The organism is Hyalangium versicolor (assembly GCF_020103695.1).
GTDB classification, from domain to species: Bacteria; Myxococcota; Myxococcia; order Myxococcales; family Myxococcaceae; genus Hyalangium; species Hyalangium versicolor.
The window spans coordinates 164,263-172,104 of sequence record NZ_JAHXBF010000025.1; the positions used below are offsets into that span (position 1 = coordinate 164,263).

A 7,842-nucleotide genomic window follows, 5' to 3' on the forward strand; every position below is an offset into this window, starting at 1 on the left:
AGACTGCCTCGGGAGGCGACCCTTCAGGTCTGGTGACGCCTCCTTACCTGGAGAGTAACATGAAAGAACCAGCAGGAGCGAGCCCGTAGAAAATCCCGGGGAGCGTGCCGTTGCGCCGTCCTCACAGCACATGCCGGAGCCCGAGGTGACCTGGGCAGCTACTCCGCGAACTTGGTGACGTACCTGACCTGGCCATAGTTGCCGTGGGTGAAGGTGTCGTCCGTGGAGCCTGGCCCCTTCTCCAGGCCAAAAAATGGGACTCCGATTCCACGCGCGACAGCGCAGACAGGGACGCGCTCATTGGATCCGGGCAACTGGGCCTGGTACCAGCGAATGAAGAAATGCTTGCCGCCACCGGGGAGGACCTCGCCAAACAGGAGGCTCCCTTCCGGGAGGCTGCCCGGGTCGTTGTCCCTGACAAAGCTGACGATGGGGCCTACGCGGAAGGAGCCTTCCCCGACGCGTCGTCTGTCGGCATCAAGCCATGCGTCGCCTATCCCCATCCCCCGCGCGCCTCGATCAATGCCCAGGGCCCTCATGTTGTTGATGGCCGCGGGTGGGCACTCCTTGGGCACCGGACGCACAGGGATGCTGGGGCAGCCGGCTGCCAGCGCGCAGGAGACAGCCAGGCCTGCGGCCTTGGCGGCAGACCTGCCGAGAGGAGTCGAAGAGGGCCGGCTGGGCGGTGAACTCTGCGGTGTCTTCACAGGAGTGTCTTCCTTCTGGGAGGTGGCGGTGATGGCCGCCAGGCTGGGTTCAGGGGGAGGAACCGCCGCGTACTCGGGTGCCGGAAAGGCAACCGGCGGAACTGGCGGCACCTCATGGGGTACCACAGACTGGCCAAGTGCCGGTGAAGGCGTCTGTGCGGGGGAGCCAGCAGGCCCGGTCAGGGGAGTAGCGGCAAGCGGAGGCCAGACAACCCAGAGTCCCAGAGCAGCCAACAGCAGCACCAAGGCGCCCCCCCCACGACGCACCGTCGGTGGCCACACCATCGGTTGTACTGGTAGCAGCGCATCTCGCCGACCCCGCGTGGCGGCCTGTCGCTGCTCCTCGTGCCCCTGCTCGCGCTTTTCTTCATGAGCCAGGGCCACGCCCAAATCGTCCGCCACGAAGCCGTCGCTCGGCGTGGGCTTCAGGGTGGGCGTCTGCCCTGGCACATGCGGCGGGCGGGACTCATACACGGGAGCCTCCCAGTCCCCCACTTGCGCCAACACCCCGTCCAGCGCCGCCCACAGCGCGTGCCCGTTCCGGAAGCGCCGATGGGGGTCCTTATTCAGCAGCCGCATCACCACCTTGCTGAGCGCCAGCGGGACCCGAGGGTTGAGCAGGTGCGGAGGCACAGGGCACCGCTGAAGGGCCTGCTGCTCGTAGCTCGTTCCGGCCTTGTCGCTGGAGAAGGGCAACACCTCCGTGAGCAACTCGTAGAGCGTCACCCCCAGAGCGTACCAATCATCCGCGGGCTGGAAGTGGTAGGGCCGCCCGCCTGAGCGCTGGCGGAGGGCAAGTGCCTCCGGGCTGAGGTAGTAGCGAGTGCCCGGGGGGCTACCGCCTTGGGTGATCGGAGGGCTGTGCTCTGTCTCGCCGAGGCCGAAGTCCCCGAGGAAGGGCTCACCGTCGGCCTCACTCACCAGCACGTTGCCCGGCTTCACATCCCGGTGCAGCACTCCATTGTCGTGCGCAGCCTGGAGCGCGTGCGCCAGCTTCTGTGACAGGCGCACGAGGACGCGCAAGGGCGGGTTGGCCTTGCACGCCCACTCCAACAGCGTGCCGCCCTCCACCCACCGCAGCACTGTGTAGAGGATGCCTGTGTTGGGGTCTCCCCACCGCCCGTAGCCCACCACGCCCAGCACGTTGGGGTGCGCCGCCTGGAGCAGCAGTTGCACCTCGCGCAGGGCTCGTGCATCCCCGGTGGAGGCCTCTCCGGGCGGGTGACGGTTGAACTTCACCGCGAAACACTGGCCAGGGCAGTGGATGCTCTCGGCCTGCCACACGCACCCAAAGCCTCCGGTGTCCACGTAGCGCAGCAGCCGGAAGCCGTTCACCTCTGTCCCCGGAGCCAGGAGCGCCGGGTCCACTTCCGTAGCGGGGGACAACGCGTGGGGCAAGATCCCCCTCTCCTCCTGCATCTCCTGCATGACTGTCCTCCCTCGCTCAACGCTTCCGAGCGGCCGGGGCCGCAAGGGTCAGGTCTCCGCGCAGCTTTTCCCTCTGGGGATCCTGCGCAGTCACTTCCAACGTGTACGTCAGGGAGGGATCCCCCGTAGGCACTGCGAACTCCACCACGAGGCGAGCCTTCTCGCCGGGTGCCAGCACCGCCGCACCCAACAACCGCTTCACGCGTGCGGGAATGACGGGGCCCGTGCTCATGACAAGCGTGGCGCTCTGTGGCGCCCAGGCTGGAGCACCTCCCTCCAGAGTGAGCTCCACGTCCAGAGCCATACGCCCTGTGGCCATGTAGAGCTGCGCCTTCTCCACGTTGATGCCCTTTGGCATGGCCCAGCCCGGCGCCTTCACTTCCTGTTCCACGGAACGGATTCCCTCCCGCCCGAGCGTGCCCGCCACCACCAGCGCCACCAGACTGCCCGCCTGCGCGTGTGCCACCGCCAGTTCCACGTCCTTGGCCGCAAGCGCCGCCTCCAGGGCCTTGCAGCGTGCGCGCTCCGCGCTCAGGGCTTCCTCCAGCGCGGCGACAGTCCTCGGGCGACGCACCACCTCCACCGAGGCCTCGGCGTTCTGCGGGTCCACCACGAACACCACCGCCACCTCTTCCGGCTGCCCCTGCGCGAACCGGACCGGCAGCCGCAGCCGAGTCCCCGCCTTCACCTCCGCCCCAGGCACGACCGTCAGCGTGTCCTCTGCCACCGCCACCCGGGCAAAGCCCAGTTCACGTGCGGCGCGTTCCACCGCGTCTTGGTCCAGCGCTGCATTGAACAGGAGTGTCGTGGGCCACCCCGGCGCCGCGCGCACCTCGTCCCCTCCAGACGGAGCCGGAAGCTCGAGTCGGCGGAGCGGCGAGCGGTCCGCCTCGGAGCGAGGCTGGGCCAGCACAGGCTGCGCCAGGAGCAGGAAGGTGAACGGCACCACGACAACGGGTGACAGAGACACGGATGACCTCCCGGGTTCTCCACCCTACCAGAGACGCATGAGGTCTTCTCTCCTCAGAAGGAGGGTGCGCGCACCCCACCTGGAAACAGTGAGCAGCGAACTCCGGCGAGCGGTAGGCGCTGGGCGGGGGTTGGCACGATGCCGAGCCATGCATTGGGTGTGCGGTAGCGGTGGGGATTAGACTGCCCACCCATGGACCCTCTTGAGCTCTTCCTCCAAGGATTTCTGGGCGGCGTGCCTTTGGGCGTGCTCGTCTACCTGGCTCTGCGCTACGGCCTGGGCGGCTTGTTCACCGTGGATCAGAACGAGCGTGCGGTGAAGGTGCGTCTGGGCCGCGCCGAGCGCCTGGGAACGGATCTCACCAACCGCACCGGTCCCGTCTCCGAGGGCCTCGCTCGCACGGACGAGGACCGCTATATCTACCCGCAGCTGCGCGTCTACTCCTCCGGGGGCCCCTACTTCAAATGGCCCTGGGAACAGGTGCGCAAGGTGTCGGTGGCCACGCAGACGCTCAACATGGCCTTTGATCCGGACGAGCCGAGCGCCAACCAGGACGGCACCGTCATCGAGGCCGTCACCAAGGACCAGCTCAACACCGGGCTCACCGGTCAGCTGCGCTACCGCGTCTCCGAGAACAACCTCTACGCCTTCCTCTTCGGAGTGAAGCGTCCCATCTCGCACGTCATGGGCTTCTTCGTCTCCATCCTGCGCCAGCGCATCTCCAACTTCGAGGCGCCCGCCAGCGTGCAGGATCCCTCCCTCTCCCGCGTCGAGGCGAGCATCGTGGCCGGCATCTCCATCAACGATCTGCGCAAGAACCTCAGGGATCTCAACGAGCACATGGATCACGAGTGCAAGGGCAGCGAAGCCCGCTACGGGGTGGTCCTGGAGGCCTCGCTCATCACTGGCATCGATCCTCCCCAGGACGTGGAGAGCGCGCTGGCGGCCATCAACACCGCGCACAACCATGTCTCCAGTGACATCAGCCTGGCCCAGGCGGCCGCGGACCAGAAGATCGTCCAGAGCCGGCGCGCCGTGGAGATTGAAACGCTCCGGGCGCAGGCCGAGGTGGAACCGCTCCTGGCCCTGTCCACCCAACTGTCGCTGCTCAAGCGCAGCGGCCCCGGCGCGCTCCAGGCCTACCTGCGCAACATCCGCCTGGGGCTGTATCAGAAGGCGCAGTCTGTCTTCATGGCGGTGAAGCATGATTAGCACCCTGGCTGGCGCGGTCTTCGGTTTCCTGGGCACGGCCCTGGCGCTGCCCGTTCTTTTCGGGCTGCTGCGGATGTTCGGCGTGTACACCGTGGTGCAGGAGCGCTCATGCCACGTGTACGTGCTCTTTGGCTCGGTGGTCCTCACACTCGACGAGCCCGGCTTCCACCTGCTGTGGCCCAAGCTCGGGCTGAAGGCGCTCTTCGTCAACCTCCTGGGCCGCTGCCACGTGGTGGATCTGCGGCTGGACCAGCAGTACCTGCGCAGCCAGGCGGTGAACTCCGAGGAGGGCGCGCCCATGGGGATTGGCGTCTGGTACGAGATGTATGTCTCGGATCCCAAGCGCTTCCTCTTCGAGAACGCGGATCCCCGAGGCAGCCTGGCCGCCAACGTGAGCAATGCCGTGGTGCGCTGCCTGTCCAACATGAAGCTTTCGGCCATGCTGGAGACGCGTCACGAGATGAGCCGCGCGGTCCGCGCCGAGGTGAGCCACAAGAGCCACGAGTGGGGCTACAAGCTGGGCAGCGTGTACGTGCGCAAGGTGCACTTCCGCGACGCGCAGATGATCCACCAGATCGAGGAGAAGGTCGTCAACCGGCTGCGCCAGGTGACCAGTGCCATCCGCCAGGACGGCGCCAACCAGGTCAGCATCATCACCAGCACCGCCGAGCGGCAGAGCGCGGTGGAGTTCGCTCGTGCCGCGGCGCTGCGGCCCCAGATCGTCGGCGCGGCGCTCCAGAAGATTGGAGAGGATCCCGAAGTGCTCCAGGGCACCTTCGAGCTGCTGGAGACGCAGCGTCTGCTGGAGAGCGGGGCGCTGCTCACGCTGGTGCCTTACGGGGCGCGTGTGGAGCTGCTGAATCAGTTGCCGTCAGCGGCCCCGGAGCCTGTCCGCCACCGCAAGGGCTGATGCGGTATGAATTGAGCAATGCTGTTCAGCGGGAGGGGATCATGTCTTGGCTCGACACACTGGATGACGTTCGGACGCGGAACTTCAGCAAGGTCTCCATGCCGGAACGGGACAAGACTGCGCGAGACGTCATCAACATGTGCTCTTACGCAGCCGCCGTCGTGTCCATCTCACCGATTCCGTTCTCGGATGTGGTGCTGATGCTGCCCATCCAGACCGGCATGGTGATGACGGTGGGGCACATCTACGGACGGAAGGTGGACAAGGCATCGGCCCGGGATCTCATCCTCGAGTTGGGCACCACCGCGGGGGTGGGCTTCCTGGCGCGGCAGGGCATCAAGGTCCTGCTGCCCATGTTCGGCGGGCTGATTACAGTCGTGCCGGCCTTCGCCGCCAACTGGGCCATCGGCCGCGTAGCGGTTGAGTATTTCAAGAACCCCGGTCTCTCCCAGGAGAAGATGAAGGAGGTCTTCCGAAAGGCCAAGGACGAGGGCAGCTCGCTCTTCTCCAAGGACGCGTTCAACGACTTCCGCAAGAAGAACGAGGGGAAGATCAAGGAGGTCGCGGAAGAGGATGCCGATCAGCCGGCACCGGAGGAGGAGGAGCAGGAGGCGGCGCCTCCGAAGGCTCGGAAGAAGGCGGCCGCGAAGAAGACGGTGGAGAAGAAACCGCTGGGGAAGCCCGTCACGGCAAAGAAGGCGGCCACGAAGAAGTCTGCTGCGAAGAAGGCCCCCGCGAAGAAGGCCCCCGCGAAGAAGGCCCCCGCGAAGCAGCGAGGCCGCGCGTCGTCCGCCGAGGCAGAGGAGCCGCAGGAAGACCTGGATGCGGACGCTTCCCTCACGGTACGCACACTGATCGAGCGGGAGCTGCCGAGGCGCATCGAGGCGAAGCGCGAGCTGGCCCGTGGCATCGGCGCGGTGGTCCACCTTGATATCCATGGCAGCGAGGGTGGCCAGTGGACGGTGGACCTCGGCGCGCAGAGCCAGTGGGTCAAGCGGGGACTGAGCGGTACTCCACGCGTGACGGTCCGCTGCAAGGACGACGACTTCCTGCAGATCGCCACTGGCAGAAAGGACGCCAAGATGGCGGTCCTCATGGGCTCGCTGGAGTTCGACCCGTTCGACCTCGAGTTGGCAGGTCAGGTGGGCGAGCTGTTGACCTGAGGGTGAAGCGCGAAGACTAGTAGGCGTTGTTCTCGCCGAAGGTCTTCATCGTCTTCTGTTGCAGCTTCTTGTCGGCCTCAACGCCGTCGTTGGTCACCTGCGAGTTACCAGCGAGCGCGGAAGCCGAGGCGCCGAACAGCTTGCGGATGTTGTCACCGAACACCGTGATCACGCCGATGGAGGCGATCGCGATCAGGGCGACGATGATGATGTACTCGGTCATGCCTTGACCACGAGCCTTGCGCAGTTGCTTCTTCGAGACGGCCTTCATTGGAACTCCTGGGGGTTGAGCGGCGGAGGGGTAAAAGGTGAAGACGAGTAGGAGTTGTTCTCGCCGTCGGAGGGCTTGCACCCCACTCCGAGGAGGAGCAGGAGGCTCAGGCCTTGTCCCTTCCACCGGGCGATGGAGGGAATCTCCTGGAGTGGGAACGGCGCATGGAGCATGAACTGTCTCTCTCGGGACACGAGCTGAGCCCACAGAGAGATAGATCAGTGCTTGATGCTTGCCTGTACCACTTCAGGCGTAGGACGACGGAAACGAGCTTCCTGACGGTGAGCCCATGAGCCGCGCTCCGGGCTGGCGCAGAAGCCATTCATCTCCGGCAGACACACGCCTGCTCAGCCCAGCCGCCTTCCCAGGCAGGACGCGGCAGAGACCTGATGAGCCTGCCCCGATTTTGTGGACACCCCTGATGAGTCTAAACGCGAGAGGATGTGTCCATGGAACACAGGAAGAGGCGGAGTTTCACGCCCGAGTTCAGGGCGCAGACAGTGCGGTTGGTGTGAGAAGGGACGAAGTCACTGCCCCAGGTGGCAGTGGCCAGCTCAGCTTCGCTGCCTTCACCCGGCCCAAGTATCCGTTCACCGTGATCGGCGACAGCGAACAACTGCGCGCGATCGCCCGCGCGCGCATCATGGACGAAAGCGAGCAAACTTCTCGATGGCCATGAGCAGATCTCCTCGGGCGGCATCACCGTCAGGGAACTGGTTTCCAGGGTCACTCAGAAACGACTCGGCGAACGACAGGGCGGCTCTGCACAGAGGGGCAGCATCCACCTCGTCCACCAACGTCGTGCCGCATCGGATGGCAATGAGCCCTTTCTTCGTCCGCTGAAAGAGAACAGAGAAGGATGAATCAGCACCAATCAGAAGGAATTCGGACTTTCCTTGCCTCAGGAACCGCTCCAGGCCGAAGAGCAGGTCAGCGATGGCGATGACCAGCATCATCGCTTGATCCGGTTGCCTGCCGCGCGAGGTACCGATCCCCTTCTCACCCACAAGGGTCATATGCCCCAGGTCGAAGCCAGACCGGATGGAACCCGTAGGCTCATTGAGCCTGCCCCGATTTTGTGGACACCCCTGATGAGTCGAAACACGAGAGGATGTGTCCCATGGAACGAAGGAAGAGACGGAGCTTCACGCCCGAGTTCAGGGCGGAGGCAATCCGGCTGG

The 7,842-nt window shown here is 65.5% G+C and carries 8 protein-coding genes; 3 read left to right on the forward strand and 5 right to left on the reverse strand.

Features of this window, described 5'->3' with window-relative positions:
• Positions 1–158 precede the first annotated feature (158 nt).
• Both KY501_RS40840 and KY501_RS40845 read right to left on the reverse strand, forming a co-directional pair.
• Entirely contained in the window at positions 159–2,105 is a 1,947-nt protein-coding gene (locus KY501_RS40840; protein ID WP_224369328.1) for a serine/threonine-protein kinase, read from the reverse strand.
• Positions 2,106–2,151: 46 nt separating this feature from the next.
• Positions 2,152–3,105: a DUF2381 family protein gene (locus tag KY501_RS40845; protein WP_224369329.1), complete on the reverse strand. Its 954-nt coding sequence runs from the start codon at positions 3,103–3,105 to the stop codon at positions 2,152–2,154.
• Positions 3,106–3,297: 192 nt separating this feature from the next.
• Here KY501_RS40845 and KY501_RS40850 point away from each other — a divergent pair, with 192 nt between their 5' ends.
• The 3 genes from KY501_RS40850 to KY501_RS40860 are packed head-to-tail and all read left to right on the forward strand — an operon-like array spanning position 3,298 to position 6,390.
• Positions 3,298–4,317 carry an SPFH domain-containing protein gene (locus KY501_RS40850; protein WP_224369330.1) on the forward strand — a complete coding sequence of 340 codons (1,020 nt, stop codon included), beginning with the start codon at positions 3,298–3,300 and terminating at the stop codon, positions 4,315–4,317.
• Positions 4,310–5,227 (forward strand): SPFH domain-containing protein, encoded by a 918-nt coding sequence (locus KY501_RS40855; protein ID WP_224369331.1) that lies wholly within the window; start codon positions 4,310–4,312, stop codon positions 5,225–5,227. The genes KY501_RS40850 and KY501_RS40855 overlap by 8 nt, the downstream gene beginning before the upstream one ends.
• A 41-nt stretch (positions 5,228–5,268) precedes the next feature.
• Positions 5,269–6,390, forward strand: a complete 1,122-nt coding sequence (locus tag KY501_RS40860) for a DUF697 domain-containing protein (RefSeq protein ID WP_224369332.1) — start codon at positions 5,269–5,271, stop codon at positions 6,388–6,390.
• Positions 6,391–6,406: 16 nt separating this feature from the next.
• Here the strand turns inward: KY501_RS40860 and KY501_RS40865 are convergent, their stop codons facing one another.
• From KY501_RS40865 to KY501_RS40875, 3 genes are all read right to left on the reverse strand, one after another.
• A complete protein-coding gene (locus KY501_RS40865; RefSeq protein ID WP_224369333.1) occupies positions 6,407–6,661 on the reverse strand; it encodes a hypothetical protein in 255 nt (84 codons plus the stop codon).
• Positions 6,658–6,834, reverse strand: coding sequence for a hypothetical protein (locus tag KY501_RS40870; RefSeq protein WP_224369334.1), 177 nt, complete (start codon positions 6,832–6,834; stop codon positions 6,658–6,660). The genes KY501_RS40865 and KY501_RS40870 overlap by 4 nt, the downstream gene beginning before the upstream one ends.
• 468 nt (positions 6,835–7,302) lie before the next feature.
• Positions 7,303–7,617 carry a hypothetical protein gene (locus KY501_RS40875; protein WP_224369335.1) on the reverse strand — a complete coding sequence of 105 codons (315 nt, stop codon included), beginning with the start codon at positions 7,615–7,617 and terminating at the stop codon, positions 7,303–7,305.
• Positions 7,618–7,842 lie beyond the last annotated feature (225 nt).